Below are 573 nucleotides of genomic sequence, written 5' to 3'. Positions count from 1 at the left end.
GACATGATGAAATAATCCATGCTAGTTTCAATTTTGCTTGATCAAGGAATGTTGCGCCTGTAGCTCAGCTGGATAGAGCACTGGCCTCCGAAGCCAGGGGCCGCAGGTTCAAATCCTGCCAGGCGCACCACAAAAGGATGACGCGTTGTTCGTGAAACGTGAAACGATAAAAAAAGAGCCAAACGACGAGATACGAACGACGAATAACAAAATGTATTTCTGAGGTTATTCAAAAAGTTCATCCAGCAAGGCAAAAAGCATGAAAGCTCATTCTCATTAATAGAATTCTACTTTTTACCTTTTACGAAATACGCTTCACGAACGACGAGATACGAATTTAAGACAAGGTGGGCCGTTAGCTCAGCTGGTAGAGCAGCTGACTCTTAATCAGCGGGCCGTAGGTTCGACTCCTACACGGCCCACCAAAAAAATCAAGCACTTACGAAGATCCTGCCACTACCCCTCTCGGGGGAAAACCTGCTTTAGACCTGTTTCTGGGAGTTGGGTGATCCTTTATATCCTTTAAAGTTTCCCACCATTAAAGTTTCCTGAACACTCACATTCTCTCTTGAG

2 tRNA genes are annotated in these 573 nt (G+C 44.9%); both read left to right on the top strand.

Going from position 1 to position 573, the window contains the following annotated elements:
- Positions 1 to 53: 53 nt before the first annotated feature.
- Positions 54 to 130, top strand: a tRNA-Arg gene (locus ACPGXI_RS17995).
- A 219-nt stretch (positions 131 to 349) separates the two neighbouring features.
- Positions 350 to 425: transfer RNA gene (locus ACPGXI_RS17990), tRNA-Lys, on the top strand.
- The last annotated feature ends 148 nt before the right edge of the window (positions 426 to 573 follow it).

Source organism: Mycobacterium sp., from assembly GCF_049608025.1.
GTDB lineage: Bacteria > Actinomycetota > Actinomycetes > Mycobacteriales > Mycobacteriaceae > Mycobacterium.
Note: the sequence above shows the minus strand (reverse complement) of the source record. Positions and strands in the feature narration are given on the sequence as shown.